Raw genomic sequence first — 22,297 nt, 5'->3', positions numbered from 1 at the left:
TTACTATTAAATGGAAAGATATTTGAAAAGAGGTACTTATATATGATTTACAGTATGACTGAAATTGAAGCTAGATATCAGGAAACAGATAAAATGGGTGTAATCTATCATGGTAACTATGCGACATGGTTTGAAGTTGCCCGAACTGATTATATTCGTAAGTTAGGTTTTAGTTATGCAGATATGGAAAAAGAAGGTATTATATCGCCAGTAGTGGATTTACAAATTCAATATAAAAAATCTATCTTTTATCCTGAAAAAGTAAAAATCAAAACTTGGGTAGAACATTATTCAAGATTACGTTCACAATATAATTACGAAGTATATAATGAAAAAGGGGAATTAGCTACAACTGGCTCAACTCAACTTATTTGTATGAAAGCGAGCAATTTTAGACCTATTCGTTTAGATCGCTATTTCCCAGACTGGCATGAAACATATAGTAAAGTTGAAGCGTTAAACAAAGAAGGTAAAGATTTAGAGATTACTAGTAGAAAAGATTTAGATTTCTAACTAATAATAAAGACCATGAGAACGTGGAGCACGAATATCTCATGGTCTTATCTTCGACATTATTTTAGCATTAATTTATTTTAGAATAGGCAATTTCATCATCGTGATCTACTTTTTCGACGAGTACTTCGCTATCTTCGAAATACCATAAATCATCTTCTGCTACAACTACAACTAAGTCATTGTAATTTTCTTCATAGCCTATTTCAACGTCATCTCTTTGTTCAACTCTAAATGCTGGACTAAAACCTTGTTTAAGTTGGAATTCTCCACCATATCTAACATAAAACTGTAAAACTTTATTATCTTCAGGTAAATCTAATTCATCTTTAAACCATTCTACAGCTTGTTCAGATAATTTGATTTTCATTATAGAATCCTCCTTGTTTTTCTGTATATTTATAATTAAATTAATTTGCTATGAGAACTGTCAAAATTATAACATATTGTAACTTTTAAAAAACTTTATAAGCTTAAGGCGTTCATAATAACAAAAGAGAGCAAACTGGAAATCACAGTTCATTCCAATGATTTCATCAGCTTGCTCTCATATCAAAGTCTAATTTTAGACTAAGTTATAATATTTTTAACTAACCCGCTTCTATAGTGAATAAGGAGATTACATCCACTTGATTTTAGGCTCTTCTCCTTTAAAAATTCTTACAATATTTGTTCGGTGTCTTACAATTAAGATTATAGAGACAAATAAGCTCATCCAAAATAAAATATAGTCTTGTATAATTAAAGATCCAATAACACAGCTAATTGCTGCAATGATACTTGAAAGTGAGACATATTTTGAAAGGTAAAGTACGCCAAAGAAGATAATAGCTAATACAAGTAACAATATAGGATTAACGCCTAATACTACACCAGCACTTGTCGCTACAGCTTTACCGCCTTTAAATTTAAGATAAACAGGATAAACATGTCCTAAAATAGCAAATATACCAACAATCAATCCGTGCGTGAAGAACGTGCTAAGTGGTCCATCAGCATGCACTGGAAACCATATTGGAAAAAATACAGTTATAAACCCTTTGAATATATCTAGAAAAGTAACTATAAAGCCTGCTGGTTTACCAAGAACCCGGAAACTATTGGTCGCGCCCGTATTTCCACTTCCAAATTGTCTTATATCTTTTTTGAAAAAGAGCTTCCCTATAATATACCCATTAGGAATAGCACCGATGAGATAGCTAAGAATTAACATAAGCACTATCATCATATAACTTTACACATCCTTTTATAACTTAGATTTATTTTACCATAATCTATGAGTTAACAACGACTGAAAATGAAAAAATGTTTAAGACATTTATATAAATCTCTATAGTGTATAACTCATACTTGCAATTTAACTTAATTTATATAAAAATATCTATTGTATAGTTTTTGTAACGAACGTACGTTTGTAGGAGGCGAACAGATTGACGACGAAAAAATCAAATCACTACTCAGATGATTCCATTCAAGTGTTAGAAGGATTGGAAGCGGTTAGAAAACGTCCGGGTATGTATATAGGATCTACTGATAAAAGAGGATTACATCATTTAGTATATGAAATTGTCGATAACTCCGTCGATGAAGTATTAAATGGTTATGGGAATGAAATTGATGTAACAATTAATCAAGATAATAGTATTTCAATTCAAGACAATGGCCGTGGGATGCCTACTGGTATGCATTCATCAGGTAAACCTACTGTAGAAGTTATTTTTACAATATTACATGCAGGTGGTAAATTTGGACAAGGTGGCTATAAAACATCTGGTGGTTTACATGGGGTAGGTGCCTCAGTTGTAAATGCTTTGAGTGAATGGTTAGAAGTTGAAATACATAGAGACGGTAACATTTACAAACAAAGCTTCAAGGATGGGGGTGTGCCAGCGTCAGGTTTAATTAAAGCTGGCAAATCGAAAAAAACTGGAACTAAAGTAACATTTAAGCCAGATCCAGAAATTTTTAAAGCTACAACAACGTTTAACTTTGATACTTTGAGTGAGCGCTTACAAGAGTCAGCTTTCTTATTGAAAAATCTTAAAATCACGTTAACTGATTTACGTAATGGTAAAGAAAGAGAAGAGATATATCATTATGAAGAAGGTATTAAAGAGTTTGTAAGTTATATTAACGAAGGTAAAGAGACATTACATGATGTTACAACATTTACTGGTGATGCAAATGGCATCGAAGTAGATGTGGCTTTTCAATATAACGACCAATACTCTGAAAGTATCTTGAGTTTTGTTAACAATGTACGTACTAAAGATGGTGGAACGCACGAAGTAGGATTTAAAACTGCGATGACACGTGTGTTTAATGATTATGCAAGACGCATTAATGAATTAAAAGAAAAAGATAAGAACTTAGATGGTAATGATATCCGTGAAGGTTTAACTGCTGTTATTTCAGTACGTATTCCGGAAGAATTATTACAGTTTGAAGGACAAACTAAATCTAAATTAGGTACGTCTGAAGCGCGTAGTGCGGTAGATTCAGTGGTTTCAGAGAAACTTCCGTTTTATCTAGAAGAAAAAGGTCAATTATCTAAATCACTTGTTAAAAAAGCAATCAAGGCACAACAAGCAAGAGAAGCGGCACGTAAAGCGCGTGAAGATGCGCGTTCTGGTAAAAAGAATAAGCGTAAAGATACATTACTGTCAGGAAAGTTAACGCCTGCACAAAGTAAAAATACAGATAAGAATGAATTATACCTAGTTGAGGGCGACTCTGCTGGTGGTTCTGCCAAACTTGGGCGAGATCGTAAATTCCAAGCTATCTTACCGTTAAGAGGTAAAGTTATTAATACTGAAAAAGCCCGTCTTGAAGACATTTTCAAAAATGAAGAAATCAATACGATTATTCATACAATTGGCGCTGGCGTTGGAAATGACTTCAAATTAGAAGATAGTAACTATAACAGAGTTATTATAATGACCGATGCCGATACAGATGGTGCACATATCCAAGTATTGTTATTAACGTTCTTCTTTAAATATATGAAACCTTTAGTGCAAGCGGGCAGAGTATTTATTGCTTTACCACCGTTATATAAATTAGAAAAAGGTAAAGGCAAGTCTAAGAAAGTGGAATACGCTTGGACAGATGATGAGCTTGAAAAGCTTCAAAAGAAACTTGGCAAAGGATTTATGTTACAACGTTATAAAGGTTTAGGTGAGATGAATCCTGAACAATTATGGGAAACAACGATGAATCCAGAAACTAGAACATTAATTCGTGTACAAATTGAAGACGAAATGCGCTCATCTAAACGTGTAACGACGTTAATGGGTGATAAAGTTGCGCCTCGTCGTGAATGGATTGAAAGTCATGTAGAGTTTGGTATGCAAGAAGACCAAAGTATACTAGATAATACTGAAGTCCAAGTCTTAGAAACTGAAGCATATACTGAGGAGGAAGGAAATTGAGTGAGATAATTCAAGATTTATCACTGGAAGACGTGATTGGTGATCGTTTTGGAAGATATAGTAAATATATTATTCAAGAACGTGCGTTACCAGATGTTCGTGATGGCCTAAAACCTGTACAACGCAGAATTTTATTCGCAATGTATAGTAGTGGAAATACTTATGATAAGAACTTCCGTAAAAGTGCTAAAACCGTGGGGGATGTTATTGGTCAATATCATCCACACGGTGACTCTTCAGTTTATGATGCGATGGTGCGTCTAAGTCAGGACTGGAAATTACGTCATGTATTAGTAGAGATGCATGGTAATAACGGTAGTATTGATAATGACCCGCCTGCAGCGATGCGTTATACTGAGGCGAAATTAAGTCAGTTATCTGAAGAATTAGTACGTGATATCAACAAAGAAACAGTAGAGTTTGTATCTAACTATGATGATACAACGCTAGAACCTATGGTACTTCCTGCACGTTTCCCCAATTTATTAGTAAATGGATCAACTGGGATTTCTTCGGGTTATGCTACTGATATTCCACCTCATAATTTAGGTGAAGTGATTCAAGCTACATTAAAATATATCGATAATCCTGATATTTCAGTAAGTCAACTTATGAAATATATTAAAGGTCCTGATTTCCCAACTGGCGGTATTGTTCAAGGCATTGACGGTATTAAGAAAGCCTATGAGACAGGTAAAGGTAAAGTCATCGTACGTTCGAAAGTAGACGTAGAAAAATTACGTAATGGTCGTCAACAATTAATCGTTACTGAGATACCTTATGAAGTTAATAAAAGTTCACTTGTTAAACGTATCGATGAGTTACGTGCAGATAAAAAGGTAGATGGCATCGTTGAAGTACGAGATGAGACAGATCGTACTGGTTTAAGAATTGCCGTTGAATTGAAAAAAGATGTCAATGCGGAGTCCATTAAGAATTACCTTTTCAAAAATTCAGATTTACAAATTTCTTATAATTTTAACATGGTGGCAATTAGTAATGGCCGTCCTCAATTAATGGGTATTCGTCAAATTATTGATAGTTATCTTGGACACCAAATTGATGTTGTAACCAACCGTACGAGATTCGATCTTGAACATGCAGAAAAACGTATGCATATCGTCGAAGGGTTAATGAAAGCTTTATCTATTCTAGACGAAGTGATTGAGTTAATTCGTGGTTCTAAAAACAAGAAAGATGCCAAGGATAATTTAGTAACCAAATTTGACTTTACTGAAGCACAAGCGGAAGCGATTGTTATGTTGCAATTATACCGTTTGACAAACACAGATATCGTATCGCTTGAAAACGAATTTAACGACTTAAAAGAAGTCATCAAAGAATATCATCATATTTTAGATAATCATGATGCATTACTGGATGTTATCAAAAATGAATTAACAGATATTAAAAAACGATTTAAGTCAGAACGTTTATCAATAATTGAAGCGGAAATTGCAGAAATTAAAATTGATAAAGAAGTGATGGTGCCTAGTGAAGAAGTCATCTTAAGTGTAACGCGTCAAGGCTACATTAAACGTACATCTACGCGTAGTTTTAATGCGAGTGGTGTTGCTGAAGTTGGCTTGAAAGATGGCGATAGTCTACTCAAGTATCAAACTGTTAATACACAAGATACCGCCTTAGTATTTACAAATAAAGGCAGATATTTATTTATCCCAGTCCATAAATTGGCTGACATACGTTGGAAAGAATTAGGTCAGCATGTATCTCAAATTGTGCCATTAGAAGATAATGAAATGGTTGTAGATGTGTATAATGAAAAAGATTTCAAAGACGATGCATATTACGTTATAGCGACGCGTAACGGGATGATTAAACGAAGCGGTGTTTCATTATTTAAAACGACGCGTTATAACAAGCCATTAGTTGCGATGAAAGTTAAGGATAATGATGAAGTAATTAATGTTATCCGATTAAGTGAAGACCAACTCATCACTGTACTAACGCATAAAGGTATGTCATTAACGTATTCAACAGCTGAATTATCAGATACTGGCTTAAGAGCTGCAGGGGTTAAATCGATAAACTTAAAAGACGAAGATTATGTAGTGATGACTGAAGCAGTGGGGCCAGACAATACTATTATTATGGCAACTCAAAGAGGTGCAGTGAAACGTATTAAATTTACAGTTTTACAAGAAGCTAAACGTGCGCAAAGAGGAATCACATTACTTAAAGAATTAAAGAAAAATCCACATCGTCTTGTAGCGGGACATGTAGTTAGAAATGAAGAGAACTATATTTTAGTGTCAGCAGCGCATATTGAAACTGGTCAGATTTCTGATGTTCACGTATCCGAACAGTATACAAATGGCTCATTTATCGTAGATACTGATGAGTTTGGAAACGTAATAGACATGAGACTTAGCTAACAAAATTTGAGATTTTATATTTTCAAGTTATTCATAAAATGATAAACTTAATTTTGTTATTTTAACACTTATAATTAACAAGAGATTTATATTGTTTTTGAGTAAAGAATTAAAAGCATTCGAATTATTAACTATGCTTAATCATTTTTATTCAATTTAATATAAATCTCTTGAACTGTATTTAAGATTTTATTTTAAAATGATGAGAGGGATTTCATTGAGCGATTTTGATAGTTTAATTCCTGGATGGTTCAAATCAATTGTTCAGGTAGGAAATGATTTAATATGGTCTCAATATCTTATTGGACTATTATTAACGGTAGGCGTGTTCTTCACTATTAGTTCTAAATTTATTCAGTTACGTATGTTACCTGAAATGTTTAGAGCATTAACAGAGAAGCCTGAAACATTGAAGAGTGGGGAGAAAGGTATTTCTCCATTTCAAGCATTTGCGATTAGTGCAGGTTCACGTGTAGGTACTGGTAATATTGCCGGCGTAGCTACAGCAATTGTATTAGGTGGTCCTGGCGCAGTATTTTGGATGTGGGTAATTGCTTTTATTGGCGCCGCGAGTGCCTTTGTAGAAGCAACGTTAGCACAAGTTTATAAAGTACATGATAAAGAAGGCGGCTTCCGCGGAGGTCCAGCATATTACATAACTAAAGGTTTAAACCAAAAATGGTTGGGTATTTTGTTTGCTGTTTTAATTACAGTAACGTTTGCATTTGTATTTAATACTGTTCAATCAAACACTATTGCTGAATCTTTAAAAACACAATATAACGTAAGTCCTGTTATCACAGGTATTATCTTAGCTGTTATTACTGCAATCATCATCTTTGGTGGTGTGCGTAGTATCGCGACGTTATCATCACTAATTGTGCCTATTATGGCTATTATTTATATTGGTATGGTTTTAGTTATTTTACTTTTAAACATTGATCAAATTATTCCAATGATCGGTACAATTATTAAAAGTGCATTTGGCATAGAACAAGTTACAGGCGGAGCAGTTGGTGCTGCTATTTTACAAGGTGTTAAACGTGGATTATTCTCAAACGAAGCTGGTATGGGTTCTGCACCTAACGCAGCAGCGACTGCAGCAGTACCTCACCCTGTGAAACAAGGTTTAATTCAATCACTAGGTGTATTCTTTGACACAATGCTCGTATGTACAGCGACTGCAATCATGATTTTATTATATTCTGGTTTAAAATTTGGCGATAATGCACCTCAAGGCGTAGAAGTCACACAATCTGCATTAAATGAACATTTAGGTTCAGCAGGTGGTATTTTCTTAACTATAGCGATTACGTTATTTGCGTTCTCATCTGTAGTAGGTAACTATTATTACGGCCAATCTAATATTGAATTCTTATCTAATAATAAAATAGTATTATTTATCTTTAGATGTTTAGTTGTTGTGTTAGTATTTGTAGGTGCAGTTGTTAAAACTGAAACAGTATGGAGTACTGCTGACTTATTCATGGGCTTAATGGCTATCGTAAACTTAGTTTCAATTATAGGATTGTCAAATATAGCTATCGCAGTAATTAAAGATTATCAACGTCAACGTAAAGCAGGTCAGAAACCTGTATTTAAACCTGAGAATTTAGAAATTAACTTATTCGGTATTGAAACATGGGGTCGAGAAAATAAGATTCCTAAAAAATACTAAGCTATCATTTTATAATATTAGCTTCATCATAATGATATACCCCTTTCAGAGTATGTTCTTTCCTATGAAAGAAAGTACTTTGATAGGGGCATTTTTGGTTTGAGTGAGATATCTTTTCAATTATAGTGTTTAGCTATATAATTTTAATCATAGAAAAGAAAGGTGATTATGATGAGCGAGTATTACATTTCTAAAACTTTAAATAATAACGTCATCATATGCACTAATAATAACCAACAAGAGGTCATTCTGATAGGCAAAGGTATCGGATTTAATAAAAAGCCTGGTATGATGCTAGACGATAATGCTTCAATTGAAAAGTTTATAAATTAGAGCAAAAGCAACAACAAGAATATTATAAATCTTTAGTAGAATTAGCTGATGAAGACGTCATACATGCTATTATCGAGGCGATTAATTTGATTACAAGTAAAATCAATACGACTGATGATAAAAATTTAGTCGTAGCGTTAACTGATCATATTATTTTTGCATATAAAAGACTTAAACAAAATCAAGTAATAAATAATCCTTTCGCAATGGAAACCATGCATTTGTATAGTGAAGCTTACACTATCGCAAGCCAAGTTATAGAGCGATTGAATAAACGGTTAGATGTTGAGTTTCCTCGTGATGAAATAGGTTTCATAGCCCTTCACATTGCTTCTAATACTGAAGATTTATCTCTCCATGAAATGTCATTAATTAATAAATTAATCAGTAAGAGTATTTTAATTATAGAGAATGATTTAGGCCATAAAATTAATAATCAAACCGTTCAATATCAACGATTTATTAGACATATTCAATTCCTAATACGTAGATTAAATAAACAAGAACATCTTCAAGCGCAAGTGGTCTTTATCGATATGGTTAAACAACATTATGCAAATTGTTATAATACAGCATTTAAAATCTCTAAAATGATTCAAAAACATATTAATGTTCCCGTAGAAGAGTCTGAAATAGTCTATCTTACATTACATATTTATCATTTCGAAACTCAAATAACTACGTAAAATTAAAATATAATTTTGAATATTTTATGTTATGATGATATTTAGTTGAAGTTTACATTTAAGCATGATTTCAACAATCCAAAATCTTATATTTGTTAGTTAAGGTATGGTGAAAAACATGGCAACTGAACAGAAACAAGTTGAAGAAAAGGTACCCAAAAAGCTTAGCCTTTCTGAAACGCGTTTTATGAAATTTTTAGGTGGTAAAGATTTAATATTTGGTTTAGTTTCACTTGTGTTACTTGGGATTGTTATATTTATTTTTGATAAAGTTTCTTATATTTTCCATCCCTTTATTATCGTATTTAATACGATTGTAGCACCCATTATCGTATCACTAATTTTATTCTATTTAATTAATCCGGTGATTAATTTTATGGAACGATTTAATATTCCGAGATTACTTGGTATTATTATTGTCTTCTTAGCTATTGCGGGAGGCGCTACTTTAATCGTTAATTTATTAATCCCTGTTATTGGTGATCAGATTACGCGATTAGTTAACAATTTCCCGAAATATGTAGGGAAATTTAATGATTTAATTGATAAAGTAACTCATTTTTCATTCTTATCATCGTTTTATGGTCAAATACAAGATGGATTAGACTCTTTTTCAAATAAAGTGCCGACACTTGTTTCAGACTATTTTGATGGATTTGGTACTAAGATTAGATCATTTGCTGAAACACTCGTTAATGTTGGGGTTGTTATTGTAACAACGCCTTTCGTGTTATTCTTTATGTTAAAAGATGGACATAAATTTAAGGACTATAGTACTAAAATAATGCCTCCCAAATTCAGAAAAGATTACCATGATTTAATTGAGAAAATGAGTGTTCAAGTAGGTTCATATATTCAAGGACAAATTATCGTATCATTTTGTATTGGTATTTTATTATTCATTGGTTATAGTATTATTGGCTTAGATTACGGTTTAGTTTTAGCTTCAATTGCTGCTGTAACGAGCGTTGTACCTTATTTAGGTCCGACGATTGCGATATCACCAGCTATTATCATTGCATTAATAACCTCTCCATTTATGCTGTTAAAACTGATTATCGTATGGACATTGGTGCAATTCTTTGAAGGTCACTTTATTTCACCAAATATTATGGGTAAAACATTGAAAATCCATCCACTGACAATTATCTTTATCTTGTTATGTGCTGGAAACTTATTTAATATTGTTGGGGTTATACTAGGTATTCCTGGTTATGCTATTATAAAAGTTTTAGTATCACATCTCTTCTTATTATTTAAACGTCGTTATAATAAGTACTATGGTGATGATTCTGGCAAATATGAAATTAAACAAGAAGAACATAAGGATTTTACAGAAGCAGAATAATTAATTTTTTATAGGTCATGACAAGTGAATTTCATTTGTTATGACTTTTTTAATTTTTAATATAAAAGCAAGCTGTATTTTTCGCGAATGAGCTTTACATTACAATACTGTTAGCCTTATTCCAGGAAGAGTATATGTTCATTCCAAATAAGGTATGATATATTTTAAATTAACTGATGATAAAGGATAGAGTGAAATAATGACTGAAGAATTAAAAAATAGAATTTTATCAATATTAAAATTTGTATTTGCAGCGGTATTATTTATCACCGTCGTGGTAACGCTATATCACGAATTAGCTAATATTAATTTTAAAGAAACGCTAGAATCATTTGGTAAAATCAATCGATGGCATTTAATAGGTTTATTTATTTGTGGTGGCGCTTCAATGATATTACTGAGTCTGTATGATTTAATCCTTGTTAAAGCGCTAAAACTAGATATAGCACTGTCGAAAGTCTTTAGATTGAGCTATATTATTAATACTTTTAATGCAATTGTTGGTTTCGGAGGCTTTATTGGAGCTGGATTTAGAGCATTTGTATATAAAAATTATACTTCTGATAGAAAGAAACTCGTTCATGCGATTTCAATTATTCTTGTATCCATGTTAACTGGGTTAAGTTTACTTTCTATTTTAGTCGTCTTACATATCTTCAATGCTTCTCACATTCTAAATAAGATTAGTTGGGTAAGATGGATTCTTTATATTGTTGCTTTATTCTTACCTATATTCATAGCGTATACAATCATTAAGCCTATTGATCAACAAAACAAGTTTTTAGGCGTTTATTGTACGTTAGTTTCAAGTATTGAATGGATAGCAGCGGCAGTAGTGCTTTATTTATCGACTGTTATTGTTAATAGCCATGTAGCATTCACTACGGTAATTGGCATTTTTATTATTGCTGCTTTAGCTGGATTAGTAAGTTTTATCCCTGGTGGTTTTGGAGCTTTTGATCTGGTAGTCTTACTTGGCTTGAAATCTCTAGGTGTACCAGAAGAGAAAGTTTTATTAGCATTATTATTATATCGTTTTGCTTATTATTTCGTGCCGGTTATTATCGCGCTTATTCTATCTACTTTTGAATTTGGTTCATCTGCGCGTAAATATTTTGAAGAATCGAGATATTACGTGCCAGCTAAAGATGTTACATCTTTTATATTTTCTTATCAAAAAGATATTGTGTCTAAGATACCTTCATTTGCGTTATCAATTCTTGTACTATTAACAAGTATTATCTTCTTTATAAACAATATTACGATTGTCTATGATGGTCTTTATGATGTTAATCACTTTATTTATTATATTGTGTTATCCATTCATACAAGTGCCTGTTTATTATTGCTGATTAATGTTAAAGGTATCTTCAAACAAAGTAGAAGAGCTATTATCTTCGTGATGATTGCATTGATTTTAATATTCGGCGCAACGATTTATACTTATGCTTCATTCATTTTACTAGCATGGTTAGTGCTTATCTTTATTTTACTTATCCTAGCGTATCGTCGTGCTAGAGTAATAAAACGTCCATTTAGATTTAAAAATGTGCTATTGACATTACTATTTAGCATTATCGTTTTATATATTAATCATTTAGTTATTTCAGAAACATTATACGCTTTAGATATTTATCATATTGAGATGGATACGTCTCTATTAAGATATTACTTCTGGTTAACAATTTTAGTAGTTGTTATTATTGTAGGTGTTATTGAATGGTTATTAGAAATTCGTTTTACTAGACCACATAAAGTTGAAGATTTATCTCAATGTCAATCTATTATCGAAACTTATGGTGGTAATTATCTCAGTCATTTAATTTATAGTGGAGATAAGGATATCTTCATGCATGAGAATGAACAAGCTTTTCTTATGTATCGTTATAAGTCTAATGCATTAGTTGTGTTAGGAGACCCTATTGGAGAGACATCTTCTTTCCAATCGTTACTCATTGAGTTTTACAATTATGCTGAAAAGTTAGGCTATGATATTATTTTCTATCAAGTTTCTGATAGATTTATGCCACTATACCATAATTTTGGAAACCAATTTTTCAAATTAGGTGAAGAAGCTATTATAGATTTAACGCAATTTACGACATCTGGAAAAAAACGTCGAGGTTTCCGTGCAACATTAAATAAGTTTGATGATTTAAATATTCATTTCGAAATTGTTGAACCTCCATTTTCAAAAGAATTATTTAATGAACTTAAAGAAGTAAGCGACCAATGGCTAGATGGTCGTAGTGAAATGCATTTCTCTGTAGGCCAATTTACAGAAGATTATTTAAAAGAAGCACCTATTGGTATTATGAAGAATGAAGAAGGTAAGATTATTGCGTTCTGCAGTTTAATGCCAACACATTATAATGAAGCTATTTCAGTAGACTTAATTAGATGGTTACCGGATTTAGATTTACCATTGATGGATGGTTTATACTTGCATATGCTGTTATGGGGTAAAGAGAAAGGCTATAAAGCGTTTAATATGGGAATGGCGACTTTATCTAATGTAGGACAGTTAGATTACGCATATCCTAGAGAACGGATTGCAGGTCGTGTGTTTGAACACTTTAATGGTTTATATCGCTTCCAAGGCTTACGTAAGTATAAGCAAAAGTATAGCCCTAATTGGGAACCAAGATTTTTAGTTTATCGTAGAGATAGTTCATTAGTGTCTAGCATGGTGAAAGTTATGAGAGTCATTAGACATAAATAATAGAAATAGATATAAAAAAAGACATCCTACTTAAGTGTAAATGATTAAACACAATAGTATGGATGTCTTTTTTTATAGATTATAAGTCGTTTTTATAATTTGCACGATCTTGTTGTTCTTTTGCATAACGTTCTGGATTCTTTTTATAAAAATCTTGGTGATACGCTTCAGCTTCATAAAAGGCAGAAGCGGGTAATATTTTTGTAGCGATTGCTTTATCAGCATGTAATGTGTCTTGTAACTGATGAATGTATGCTTCAGCAAGCTTCTTTTGATCTTCATTCGTATAAAAAATAGCGGTTTGATATTGTGAACCTCTATCTTGAAATTGTCCTTCAGCATCTAATGGATCAATTACTGAAAAGAAAATTTCTAATAATTTATTATATGAGAATAGCGCTACATCATATTCGACTTTTACGGTTTCGTAATGACCTGTTGTACCACTTTTCACTTCTTCATAGGTAGGGTTATCTGTTGTTCCTCCCATATATCCAGAGGTGGCTGTTTCTATTCCATCGAATTGATCGAAAGGCTTGGTCATACACCAGAAACACCCACCAGCAAAATATGCTGTATTAATATTCATTTACGCCATCCTTTCATTAGACCTTAGTCCCATCTATATAAAAAGCACTTGATTTTTTAAAGTAAGTTCTTTAACTTTATTATATATAATTATAGTACATAGATATATAATTTTGAAGATTTTAAACATAAGGTAGGTAAATATGACAGACGAGAAGGATAAGACACAATTAAGCAGACAATCTCACTCACAAACACCTTCTAAGCGACGTAAGAAGAGAAGACTTCGCAAATTACCTTTTATAGTGCTGATTCTATTTGTGATACTGTTGGCGATAGTTATTTATGTAATACATGGTTACAGAAGCGGGTTAAATTATGCAAAAGAGCACGCTAAAGATGTGAAGGTACATCAATTTAATGGTCCAGTAAAAAATGATGGAAAAATATCAGTTCTTGTACTTGGTGCAGACAAAGCGAATGGCGGTAAATCTCGTTCGGATTCCATCATGGTTATACAATATGATTATATCCATAAAAAAATGAAAATGATGTCCGTTATGCGTGATATCTATGCAGAAATACCTGGATATCAAAATTATAAAATTAATGCAGCTTATTCACTGGGTGGACCTGAATTATTACGTCAGACATTAAATAAAAATTTAGGTATTAATCCCGAATATTACGCTGTTATTGACTTTACAGGTTTTGAAAAAATGATTGATGAATTAGAGCCTAATGGGATACCAGTTAATGTTGAAAAAGATATGTCTGAAAATATTGGTGTATCATTGAAAAAAGGGCGCCATCGTTTAAACGGTAAAGAATTACTTGGTTATGCTAGATTTAGACATGATGAAGAAGGTGACTTTGGTCGAGTTAGACGTCAACAACAAGTCATGCAAACATTAAAACAGCAATTAGTGACGCCAGATTCTATTGTTAAATTACCTAAAGTTGCAGGTATTTTAAGAGGTTATGTTAATACCAACATACCTGACTCTGCTATTTTCCAAACTGGTGTGAATTTTGGTATTAGGGGAGATAAAGATGTTCAGTCATTAACAGTCCCTGTTAAAAACTCATATCAAAATATAAATACAAATAACGATGGAAGCGCACTTGAAATTGATAAAGAAAAAAATAAACAAGCTATCAAAAATTTTTTAAATGAATAAAGTTTAAAAGCCATGCTTAACAGCATGGCTTTTTCGTTGTTATATTAAAACAATAATTTTATTATGTAAACTTAAAACATGCTTACTTATTACGCATCTGATTTTCTTACTCCAGCTACACCGTAGTGGTTTTTCTTCATTTCTTCAATCACTACATGGATGGCTTCTCTATTAGCGCCTGTTGTTTTTTCTACTGCATTAGTGACTTCAGTTACTAGCTCTTTTAATTGTTCATCTGAACGTCCTTCAAGTAATTTAACGTTTACGATTGGCATAGAATTTCCTCCTTAATTTTAAATACAAGATTAGTATAGCATTTTTCATTTTAACCGCAAAAATATTTTATAAGAACATTAGTTCGTATTTATATTGATATAGAACAAATGTTCGTATATAATAAATAATGTATAAGGGAGGTTATTAAGATGTATGATTATAACTTACTTGAAGATAGAGATGTTCTATGTATTGATCAAAAGAGTTTTTTTGCAAGTGTGTCATGTATTGCAAAGGGTTTAGATCCATTAACTACAAAATTAGCAGTAGTAGCTGATACTAAAAGGCAGGGGTCTGTGGTGTTAGCAGCTACACCAAAATTAAAAGAAATAGGAATAAAAACAGGTTCAAGATTGTTTGAAATACCACATCGTAACGATATTTATATTATTAATCCCAGTATGCGAAAATATCTCGAAGTATCTATTGAAATTTCAAAAATTGCACTTAAATATGTTCCAGGAGAGGATTTACATCAGTATAGTATTGATGAGTTTTTTATAGATGTAACTAATAGTTACCACAGATTTAATTCTACAGTAGCTTCGTTTGCAGAAAGATTACAGAAAGAAATTATAGATAAAACAGGTATATACTGCACTATTGGAATAGGATCAAACATGTTGTTAAGCAAAGTAGCTATGGATATAGAAGCCAAACATACAAAAAACGGTATTACTGAGTGGCGTTATCAAGATGTTCCACAGAAATTGTGGCGTATTCAACCTTTAAGAGACTTTTGGGGCATTAATAAAAAAACAGAAATGAAACTCAATAAAAGAGGGATTATTACTATAGGGGATTTAGCACAGTATCCTTATAGATATTTAAAGAAAGAGTTTGGTATTTTAGGCACAGATATGCACTTACATGCTAATGGTATTGATCAAAGTAAAGTGAGAGAAAAATATCAAGTTACAAATCCTTCAATATGTAAAAGTCAAATTTTAATGAGAGATTATCGTTTTGAAGAAACTAAAGTTGTGATGCAAGAATTAATCGAAGATGTAGCAAGCCGTATTAGAGCGCGTAAGCAATTAGCACGTACGATACATTTTTCTTTTGGCTATGCAGAAGGCGGGGGCGTACATAAGCAATACACTCTAACAGATCCCACTAATTTAGAAAAAGATATTTTTAAGGTAGTAAATTATTATGCGAATCAACTATGCGATAAAAGAGCGTTATATCGAACATTGAGTGTTTCATTAACACAATTGATTGGTGAAGATGATAGACAATTAAACTTGTTCATTGATGAATATGAACGACGAAGAGATGAAAGATTAGCTAAGACAATAGACTTTTTGCAAAATAAATATGGAAAGGGTATCGTATCAAAGGCGATTTCGTATACTGATGCAGGTACTAAACATGGACGTTTAGGTTTAATGGCAGGACATAAAATGTAGAAAAGTATCCTCCTAACGATAGAGAAAAGTATCCAATAGTGATTGGAATAACCTCTATCAGTTAAGAGGATATTTTTTATAAAATATAAGTTTCAAAATGATTAAGTGCTTTAACTCCTAATTCACGATCTTGAGGCGTTTTAAAACTAATACGCAGGGCACCTAAAATATCTTCGCGAACTTCTAAAATTTTTAAGTTACTTATAGAAATATTATGTAAACTTAGTATATTAGTAATTTTATTAATCATACCCGGTTCATCCGGAATATCTACATATAGATCATACGCTACATTTAGTGCACCACGTTGTTTAACAGGAAGTTGATCTTTATATTTTTTAGCATCTTTGAAAAAGGAATGTATAGTTTCACTTTCATCGTTTTTAATTGAATTTGCGATAGCTTGGAATTGTAGTTGTAACATTTCTAATATATTTAAAATATTTTCTTTATTACTTAAGGTAATATCTCTCCACATATCCGCGTTACTACTAGCAATACGGGTAATATCTCTAAAACCACCGGCTGCTAATTGCTTCACTAATGCATGTTGGTTTGAATAATTTTCGCTTAAATGTACTAGACTAGAAGCTACTATATGAGGCACATGGCTAACAATACCTGTAACATAATCATGTTCTTGAGCTGTAGTAGTAATGAATTTAGCAGATGTTGAAGATAGCAACTCTTGTAAGTTTTTAGCAGCTAAAGTATTTCGATCATCATTGTAAACTAAAATATAATAAGCATTTTCAAATAAATATTTCTTAGAATTAAGTACACCTGATTTATGACTACCAGCCATTGGATGACCACCAACTAGATGAATATTATGTTCTAAAAGATATGATTCATATTGTTGAATATTTGCTTTTGTACTACCAGTATCTGTAACAATTAAATTAGGGCGTGTGTGATAGTTAGGTAATTCTTTTAAGTATATTTCAGTCTGTTGAACGGGTGTAGCATAGATAATGATGTCAGCTTTTTCGACACCTAAAGCATAGTCTTTAATCTCTTCATCTATAATTCCAATAGATTGCGCTTTATCAAGCTGACTTGAATCGGTATCAAAGGCAGAAATTTGAACATCTGGACGATAAAATTTTAAGTTACTTGCTAAACTACCGCCAATTAAACCTAGACCTACGAATAAAATATTTTTCAATTGAATCACCTTATTTCGAAATTTTCAGAATATATTTATTGTAAAATAGCCGACAAAATTAAACAATAGTTATATAAATGGATTAATAGAGATAGGGGAATAAGTACGATAAAATAAATATTAATAGGAGATAAGGAGGAAATAAAAAATGAGTGAAAAGGTTCTGCAAACGATTAAAGAATTAACAGAAATTAATAGTCCTTCTGGTAATGCAACCGAAGCTGTGAACTATGTAAAAGATAAAGCTGAAGATTTAGGTTATCCAACTAAATTAACTAATAAAGGTGCATTACTCATTACTGTTAAAGGAGAAGATGATGAGCATCAAAGATGTATCACTGCTCATGTAGACACACTTGGAGCCATGGTTAAAGAAATTAAAGAGGATGGGCGATTAGCGCTTAGTTTGATTGGAGGCTTTACTTATAATGCTATCGAAGGGGAGTATTGTGAAATTCAAACAGAAGCTGGCCAAGTTTATACTGGAACAATTTGTTTACATGAAACAAGCGTACATGTTTATAAAGATAATCATGAAATCGAACGTAATATTGAACATATGGAAGTTCGTATAGATGAAAAGACAACCTCTGCTGAAGAAACAAGAGATTTAGGAATTGAAGTTGGAGATTTCATTAGTTTTGATCCAAGAACTCAAATTACACCTTCAGGATTTATAAAATCACGTCATTTAGATGATAAGGCAAGCGTAGCTATGATTTTAGAATTACTAGAAAAGTTAAAACAAGAAGATACAACTTTACCACATACTACACAATTTTATATATCGAATAATGAAGAAATAGGGTATGGCGCGAATGCTTCAATTTCAGAAAAGATTATAGAATTTATCGCATTTGATATGGGAGCATTGGGTGATGGACAATCTTCAGATGAATATACAGTTTCTATTTGTGCAAAAGATAGTTCTGGCCCATATCATAAAGAATTAAAATCTCATTTAATTAATTTATGCAAGATTAATCAAATCCCATATAAAGTAGATATTTATCCATATTACGGATCTGATGCCTCAGCAGCACTTAGAGCTGGAGCTGATATTCGTCATGGTTTATTTGGAGCAGGAATTGAATCCTCACATGCATTAGAAAGAACACATATTGATTCAATTAAAGCTACTCAGGACTTACTCTACGCATATTGTTTATCGCCAATAAAATTGTAAAATGTCATTGACAATTAAATTGATTCTATGTATTATACTGAATTATAAGAATTGTCGAATAATTTTAAGTGAAGTAGATAATATGATTTGTAGCATAAGAAAGCTAATGGTAGATGGAAATTAGCACAACATATTTTTTGAATTGGGCTTAAAAAGTATAACTGAATAATTATTGAGTGAACATGAGAATGTTAATTAAGGTGGCACCACGGTAACGCGTCCTTATATTTGAGGATAGCTAACTGTGGTGTCTTTTTGATTTGCGATTATCTTTAATATAGGTTAATGACAAATAATTAATGAATAAGCTAAATGAACATCGCTAGTTAAAAAGTTAAATTTCGAAAATAAGTATAAATAAAATAATCTGAATTTTCAAAGTAATTAAAAGGCAAAGCTTTATCAACTTTTAACATTTCAATATTAGATAACAAATTTTAACAAGAAAAGGGTGAAACTATGGAAATATATTATGAGGTGATAAGAGCTAACATCACTCCAGAGGTTCTAGGGCAACTAAAAGAACAAAAGATAATATTAGAAAGTACAAGTCAACAAGAACTAAAAGGCAGGTATTCAATTGTTGCATTTGATTATTATGGGACAGTAACTTTGACAGATGAAAGGTTAGAAATTAAAACTAAACGTCAAAATCAAATCATCACGACGGAACCCTATAATTATCTAAAAACCTATATCAACCAGTTTAATATTAAGGTTGATGATGATTTGCTGAAGCAATTGCCATTTATTTCAGGATTTATCGGTACGTGTAGTTTTGATTTGGTCAGACATGAATTTCCTATATTACAGCGAAAGAAAATTGAAGCTAAGAAAGAACATAACGATGTACAACTTTACATGATTGAGGATGTCTACGTATTTGACCACTATCGAGATGAATTATATGTCATCTCCACTAATCAATTTTCAGAGGTTAAAAAAGAAGAGTTAAAAACGAGAGTAAAAAAGCGTATTGAAAAGCTATCATCTATAAAAGTCTATGAACAAAAGGTTATAGCTCCACCAAAAAGAACAAATATAACGGCTAATATAACGGATAATGATTTTATAAAAAATGTTAAATACCTAAAACAGCTAATAAAAGAGGGGGATATGTTTCAGGTTGTACCTTCCAGAATTTATCATTACCAACATCATTTTGGAGAAAATAAATATCAATTAAGTTATCAACTCTATCAAAATTTAAAACGTCGTAATCCTAGTCCGTATATGTATTTTATTAATATGGGTGGACCAATTATTGTTGGAAGTTCTCCAGAAAGTTTCGTCAAAGTGCATGATAGCGAAGTCATTACTAATCCAATTGCTGGCACGATAAAAAGAGGTAAGACGGTTGAAGAAGATGAGCATAATGCAAGCCAACTTATAGCAGATGAAAAAGAAATAAGTGAACATAGTATGTTAGTAGATTTAGGAAGAAATGATATTCATAGAGTGAGTAATACAGGAACCTCAAAAATCACAAAATTAATGGAAATCGAAAAATATGAACATGTGATGCATATCGTGAGTGAAGTTAGAGGTGAAATAAAAAAAGAACTATCGCCTATGACTGTAATTGCTAACCTTTTGCCTACAGGAACGGTTTCAGGGGCACCAAAACTAAGAGCGATTCAAAGGATATATGAAGTCTATCCTCATAAGCGCGGTATATATAGCGGTGGTATAGGCTACATAAATTGTAATCAAAATTTAGATTTTGCTTTAGCTATTCGAACAATGTTTATTGATGATACTACTGTTCAAGTAGAGGCTGGTTGTGGCGTAGTGTATGATTCAATTCCTGAAAAAGAATTAGAAGAAACACGTTTGAAAGCGAAGAGTTTATTGGAGGTCTCCCCATGATACTAATTATTGATAATTATGATTCATTTACTTACAACTTAGTAGATATAGTAAAGCAGCTAGATAAAGTGATAGTTAAATATCCAGATGACAAGGATGTGTTAGATTATGGTGATCAAATTAGCGGCGTCATCATTTCTCCTGGGCCTGGCCATCCACTCGATAATGATTGTTTAATCAATGCTATTGAGACATATAAACATTTACCAATCTTAGGTGTGTGTTTAGGTGCTCAAGCACTCACTTGTTATTATGGCGGTAAGGTGGTTCAAGGCGCAAAAGTTATGCACGGCAAAGTAGATACAATGAAAGTATGTAGTCCAACGCTTCTATATCAAGATTTACCGACTGAATTTAAAGTTATGCGTTATCACTCATTGATAAGTGATGAAAAATCATTTCCTTCAAATTTAACGATTACGGGTAAGACAGCAGACAGTATTCAATCATTTGAAGATAACCATCATCTTCACTTTGGTATTCAATATCATCCGGAGTCTTTCGCTACTGACTACGGAGAAGAAATTATTACTCACTTTATACATCTTGTGAATGAAAGGAACAACTTAGATGAAACTATTGGAACACATTAATAATCAAACTGTTTTGACACAAGAACAAGCGACAGAATTTATCGATACCTTAATTAATCAAGATATTAGATTTGAAGAAAAGGTTGAATTACTTGAAGCATTTTCAAGAAAAAACCTTCATCAACAAGAGCTAACTTATATTGTAGAAAGTCTAATTCATACCATGTATCCTACGCAACCAACCTTTGACGGAAGTATTTGTGTATGTGGAACGGGAGGCGACAAATCTAATAGTTTCAATATTTCAACGACCGCTTCATTTATCGTAGCGAGTGCTGGCGTGTCAGTCATAAAGCATGGTAATAAAAGTATTACTTCAAATTCGGGTAGCACAGATTTATTACAAGAATTAGGTATTTCAACGACTGATGTAACTGATGTGTCGGCGCAAGTGAAAAATAAAGGACTAGCGTTTATAAGTGCGATGGAATCTTATCCAATCATGAAATACATTCAACCAGTTAGAAAAGCAATCAGTACACCTACGATTTTTAACTTAGTAGGACCTCTGATTAATCCATTTAAACTCACTTATCAAGTCATGGGCGTCTATGATGCATCTAAATTAGAAATGATTGCTCAGACATTAAAAGATTTAGGACGACGTAAAGCAATAGTTGTACATGGTGCAAATGGAATGGATGAGGCTACTCTCTCAGGTGACAATGAAATTTATGAATTACAAGAAGATGGTTCTATTCATCATTATCGTATAAACGCTAAAGATTTAGGTTTGAGAAATGCAGATAATAGCGAATTAAAAGGTGGAACACCTCAAATTAATAAACAAATCACTTTGAATATTTTAAACAATCAAGATCACTCTGTTAAACGTGATGTAGTCGTTTTAAATGCTGCACTTGCACTTTATGTTACTGAAAAGGTTGAAACAATTAAGGCAGGAGTGAAGTTAGCTCAACATCTTATCGATAGTGGCCAAGCTATGAAACAGTATTTATTAATGGGAGGGTGTTGAG

At 32.2% G+C, this 22,297-nt stretch carries 17 protein-coding genes and 1 pseudogene; 13 read left to right on the top strand and 5 right to left on the bottom strand.

Annotation, left to right across the window (positions count from 1 at the left end):
* Nucleotides 1-42 precede the first annotated feature (42 nt).
* On the top strand, nt 43-513 hold the full coding sequence (menI, locus tag MT340_RS07530) for a 1,4-dihydroxy-2-naphthoyl-CoA hydrolase MenI (protein WP_243589422.1): 471 nt from the start codon (nt 43-45) through the stop codon (nt 511-513).
* 70 nt (nt 514-583) lie between these two features.
* Here menI and MT340_RS07525 read toward each other — a convergent pair whose 3' ends face one another.
* Together MT340_RS07525 and plsY are read right to left on the bottom strand one after the other, a co-directional pair.
* Nucleotides 584-883, bottom strand: a complete 300-nt coding sequence (locus MT340_RS07525; protein ID WP_243589421.1) for a HesB/YadR/YfhF family protein — start codon at nt 881-883, stop codon at nt 584-586.
* 249 nt (nt 884-1,132) lie between these two features.
* Nucleotides 1,133-1,741 (bottom strand): glycerol-3-phosphate 1-O-acyltransferase PlsY, encoded by a 609-nt coding sequence (gene plsY / locus MT340_RS07520; RefSeq protein ID WP_243589420.1) that lies wholly within the window; start codon nt 1,739-1,741, stop codon nt 1,133-1,135.
* Nucleotides 1,742-1,943: 202 nt separating this feature from the next.
* Between plsY and parE the strand changes: the two genes are divergently transcribed.
* The 6 genes and pseudogenes from parE to mprF all read left to right on the top strand — a co-directional run bounded on the left by parE (nt 1,944) and on the right by mprF (nt 13,107).
* Complete coding sequence (gene parE / locus MT340_RS07515; protein WP_243589419.1) at nt 1,944-3,944, top strand: DNA topoisomerase IV subunit B; 2,001 nt, start codon at nt 1,944-1,946, stop codon at nt 3,942-3,944.
* Nucleotides 3,941-6,340, top strand: a complete 2,400-nt coding sequence (parC, locus tag MT340_RS07510; RefSeq protein WP_243589418.1) for a DNA topoisomerase IV subunit A — start codon at nt 3,941-3,943, stop codon at nt 6,338-6,340. The genes parE and parC overlap by 4 nt, the downstream gene beginning before the upstream one ends.
* A gap of 217 nt (nt 6,341-6,557) precedes the next feature.
* Entirely contained in the window at nt 6,558-8,018 is a 1,461-nt protein-coding gene (alsT, locus tag MT340_RS07505) for a glutamine transporter AlsT (protein ID WP_243589417.1), read from the top strand.
* Nucleotides 8,019-8,189: 171 nt separating this feature from the next.
* A pseudogene (gene glcT / locus MT340_RS07500) lies at nt 8,190-9,037 on the top strand (glucose PTS transporter transcription antiterminator GlcT).
* A gap of 118 nt (nt 9,038-9,155) precedes the next feature.
* Nucleotides 9,156-10,385: an AI-2E family transporter gene (locus MT340_RS07495; protein ID WP_243589415.1), complete on the top strand. Its 1,230-nt coding sequence runs from the start codon at nt 9,156-9,158 to the stop codon at nt 10,383-10,385.
* A 199-nt stretch (nt 10,386-10,584) separates the two neighbouring features.
* Nucleotides 10,585-13,107, top strand: coding sequence for a bifunctional lysylphosphatidylglycerol flippase/synthetase MprF (gene mprF / locus MT340_RS07490; protein WP_243603724.1), 2,523 nt, complete (start codon nt 10,585-10,587; stop codon nt 13,105-13,107).
* Between the two features lie 79 nt (nt 13,108-13,186).
* Here mprF and msrA read toward each other — a convergent pair whose 3' ends face one another.
* A complete protein-coding gene (gene msrA, locus MT340_RS07485; protein ID WP_243589413.1) occupies nt 13,187-13,696 on the bottom strand; it encodes a peptide-methionine (S)-S-oxide reductase MsrA in 510 nt (169 codons plus the stop codon).
* Between the two features lie 142 nt (nt 13,697-13,838).
* Between msrA and MT340_RS07480 the strand changes: the two genes are divergently transcribed.
* Nucleotides 13,839-14,816, top strand: a complete 978-nt coding sequence (locus tag MT340_RS07480) for an LCP family protein (RefSeq protein ID WP_243603723.1) — start codon at nt 13,839-13,841, stop codon at nt 14,814-14,816.
* A gap of 89 nt (nt 14,817-14,905) precedes the next feature.
* On the opposite strand, the gene MT340_RS07475 is transcribed toward MT340_RS07480, so the two are convergent.
* Complete coding sequence (locus MT340_RS07475) at nt 14,906-15,091, bottom strand: 2-hydroxymuconate tautomerase (RefSeq protein WP_243589412.1); 186 nt, start codon at nt 15,089-15,091, stop codon at nt 14,906-14,908.
* Between the two features lie 150 nt (nt 15,092-15,241).
* Between MT340_RS07475 and MT340_RS07470 the strand changes: the two genes are divergently transcribed.
* Entirely contained in the window at nt 15,242-16,504 is a 1,263-nt protein-coding gene (locus MT340_RS07470) for a Y-family DNA polymerase (RefSeq protein WP_243589411.1), read from the top strand.
* Between the two features lie 76 nt (nt 16,505-16,580).
* Here the strand turns inward: MT340_RS07470 and MT340_RS07465 are convergent, their stop codons facing one another.
* The gene (locus MT340_RS07465) at nt 16,581-17,672 is read right to left on the bottom strand and encodes a prephenate dehydrogenase (protein WP_243603722.1); all 1,092 of its coding nucleotides are present in this window, start codon (nt 17,670-17,672) and stop codon (nt 16,581-16,583) included.
* Between the two features lie 148 nt (nt 17,673-17,820).
* Here MT340_RS07465 and MT340_RS07460 point away from each other — a divergent pair, with 148 nt between their 5' ends.
* The 4 genes from MT340_RS07460 to trpD all read left to right on the top strand — a co-directional run bounded on the left by MT340_RS07460 (nt 17,821) and on the right by trpD (nt 22,296).
* A complete protein-coding gene (locus MT340_RS07460; protein ID WP_243603721.1) occupies nt 17,821-18,858 on the top strand; it encodes a M42 family metallopeptidase in 1,038 nt (345 codons plus the stop codon).
* A 459-nt stretch (nt 18,859-19,317) separates the two neighbouring features.
* The gene (locus MT340_RS07455; RefSeq protein ID WP_243589409.1) at nt 19,318-20,727 is read left to right on the top strand and encodes an anthranilate synthase component I; all 1,410 of its coding nucleotides are present in this window, start codon (nt 19,318-19,320) and stop codon (nt 20,725-20,727) included.
* On the top strand, nt 20,724-21,320 hold the full coding sequence (locus tag MT340_RS07450) for an anthranilate synthase component II (RefSeq protein WP_243589408.1): 597 nt from the start codon (nt 20,724-20,726) through the stop codon (nt 21,318-21,320). The genes MT340_RS07455 and MT340_RS07450 overlap by 4 nt, the downstream gene beginning before the upstream one ends.
* Entirely contained in the window at nt 21,298-22,296 is a 999-nt protein-coding gene (trpD, locus tag MT340_RS07445) for an anthranilate phosphoribosyltransferase (protein WP_243589407.1), read from the top strand. Before MT340_RS07450 ends, trpD begins: the two co-directional genes overlap by 23 nt.
* Nucleotide 22,297 lies beyond the last annotated feature (1 nt).

The sequence above is a fragment of the Staphylococcus sp. NRL 16/872 genome (genome assembly GCF_022815905.2).
In the GTDB taxonomy this organism is placed as follows: domain Bacteria; phylum Bacillota; class Bacilli; order Staphylococcales; family Staphylococcaceae; genus Staphylococcus.
This window is presented reverse-complemented; position numbering and strand designations above follow the sequence as displayed.

What these genes read in the sequence shown, in the direction of transcription:
- menI (WP_243589422.1), top strand. Translation starts at nt 43, where the DNA reads ATGATTTACAGTATGACTGAAATTGAAGCTAGATATCAGGAAACAGAT.
- MT340_RS07525 (WP_243589421.1), bottom strand. Translation starts at nt 883, where the DNA reads ATGAAAATCAAATTATCTGAACAAGCTGTAGAATGGTTTAAAGATGAA.
- plsY (WP_243589420.1), bottom strand. Translation starts at nt 1,741, where the DNA reads ATGATGATAGTGCTTATGTTAATTCTTAGCTATCTCATCGGTGCTATT.
- MT340_RS07495 (WP_243589415.1), top strand. Translation starts at nt 9,156, where the DNA reads ATGGCAACTGAACAGAAACAAGTTGAAGAAAAGGTACCCAAAAAGCTT.
- mprF (WP_243603724.1), top strand. Translation starts at nt 10,585, where the DNA reads ATGACTGAAGAATTAAAAAATAGAATTTTATCAATATTAAAATTTGTA.
- msrA (WP_243589413.1), bottom strand. Translation starts at nt 13,696, where the DNA reads ATGAATATTAATACAGCATATTTTGCTGGTGGGTGTTTCTGGTGTATG.
- MT340_RS07480 (WP_243603723.1), top strand. Translation starts at nt 13,839, where the DNA reads ATGACAGACGAGAAGGATAAGACACAATTAAGCAGACAATCTCACTCA.
- MT340_RS07475 (WP_243589412.1), bottom strand. Translation starts at nt 15,091, where the DNA reads ATGCCAATCGTAAACGTTAAATTACTTGAAGGACGTTCAGATGAACAA.
- MT340_RS07470 (WP_243589411.1), top strand. Translation starts at nt 15,242, where the DNA reads ATGTATGATTATAACTTACTTGAAGATAGAGATGTTCTATGTATTGAT.
- MT340_RS07460 (WP_243603721.1), top strand. Translation starts at nt 17,821, where the DNA reads ATGAGTGAAAAGGTTCTGCAAACGATTAAAGAATTAACAGAAATTAAT.
- MT340_RS07455 (WP_243589409.1), top strand. Translation starts at nt 19,318, where the DNA reads ATGGAAATATATTATGAGGTGATAAGAGCTAACATCACTCCAGAGGTT.
- MT340_RS07450 (WP_243589408.1), top strand. Translation starts at nt 20,724, where the DNA reads ATGATACTAATTATTGATAATTATGATTCATTTACTTACAACTTAGTA.
- trpD (WP_243589407.1), top strand. Translation starts at nt 21,298, where the DNA reads ATGAAACTATTGGAACACATTAATAATCAAACTGTTTTGACACAAGAA.